Genomic DNA, 1514 nt, shown 5'->3' with positions numbered 1-1514 from the left:
GGTCTATGCCGAGCAGATCCCATACCCCATCGGCATTGCGAATCAGCGACAGATCCAGTCCGACAAGCCGAAATTCGTTCCAGGCGCGATTGCGCTGAAATGCTGCGTACATGTTGAGTGCGAGTTCGGCTCGCGGCAGATGCAGGTCCTTCTCGTTAGCCGGTCCGGTTGCGATGTTCAGATCATTCAGGACCAGTCGAGGGCCCGCCCGAGTCCACATTCCGGAAACTTTTCCGATGGTGACCTCCCGCCCCAGCCGATCGGTCAGCCAGCCTTCGATGCGCGCTGGATTGTCTGCCAGCCACGGCAACGCCAACTGTGCGAAACCGACCAGAACCGCAGCGGTAATGACGAGTGCCACGAATACTGCCTGCAGCAGGAATCGAAGCTTGCGCAAACGGCGCCGAATCGGATTCATGCAGGGCAACGCTGATCAGGCGGCGCAACCGCCATGGCGTTCAGACAGTCTGCCAGCCGGGCCGAGCGGTGGGCCTGGCGGATCGCCGGAACACCACCTGTTTCAGTACAGCTCGATGGCTCCGGCGTGCTCTGTCTGCACGCGTCTCCCTGTTGCGCTGTCTTGACGCGACTGCGTGGACGCAGGAGGTAGGACAGCGTGGAAGGGGGAGGCAGAGCCGCGCCAGAAACAACGGTCGAGAATCGCTTCCACGATGGCGACCGAGCCGGCAAGTTCATCAGCGGCGGCGCGCCGCGATCTCTGCGCAGACAGGTGAGGTGAAAGTCTTTCCATTTGATCTGCGCGGCCTTCGACTGGCCGCGGCGCGTCAGTCTGCCAGCTGAAGAAAATTTGGGCATGGATGCGTGCAAGATGTCTGGCCCGACAGAATGCTCAGAGCAGCACCACATCAAACTGCTCCTGCGAATAGTGTTCTTCCGGCTGGAAACGAATCGTCTTGCCGATAAATTCCTCCAACTCGGCCACCGCCGTCGAATCCTCATCGAGGATACGTGCAACCACGTCGGGCGCAGCCAGGACCAACAACTTCTCGGCGTCGAACTGGCGAACCGCACGGGTGATCTCACGGAAAATTTCGTAAGTCACCGTTTCCGCCGTCTTGATCGTGCCCCGACCTCCACATCCCGGACACGGCTCGCACAATTGCCGTTCCAGGCTTTCCGTGGTGCGCTTGCGGGTCATCTCGACCAGCCCGAGTGGCGACATGTCGTAGACCGTGGTCTTTGCATGGTCGCGTGCCAGAGACTTTTCCAGTTGCCGGATGACCTGACGCTTGTGTTCCTCATCGACCATGTCGATGAAGTCGATGATGATGATGCCGCCGAGATTGCGCAGGCGCAGATGCCGCGCCGCCGATTGCGCAGCCTCGAGATTGGTCCGGTACACGGTTTCCTCGAGGTTGCGCGTGCCGAGGTAGCTGCCCGTGTTGACGTCGATGGTTGTCATCGCCTCGGTCTGGTCGACGATCAGGTAGCCACCGGACTTGAGTGGCACGTCCTTCCTCAGCGCGCGCTGTATTTCGTCCTCGATGCCATAG

The 1514-nt window shown here is 60.5% G+C and carries 1 protein-coding gene and 1 pseudogene; both read right to left on the bottom strand.

What is annotated here, in order from left to right:
* Positions 1–418: pseudogene (locus WBP53_RS12570) on the bottom strand (YhdP family protein); the annotation flags it as partial.
* Positions 419–850: 432 nt separating this feature from the next.
* The coding region (locus tag WBP53_RS12565; RefSeq protein WP_423929425.1) for a ribonuclease E/G at positions 851–1514 on the bottom strand (664 nt) is incomplete at its 5' end.

The sequence above is a fragment of the Dokdonella sp. genome (genome assembly GCF_049593775.1).
In the GTDB taxonomy this organism is placed as follows: Bacteria; Pseudomonadota; Gammaproteobacteria; order Xanthomonadales; family Rhodanobacteraceae; genus Dokdonella.
This window is presented reverse-complemented; position numbering and strand designations above follow the sequence as displayed.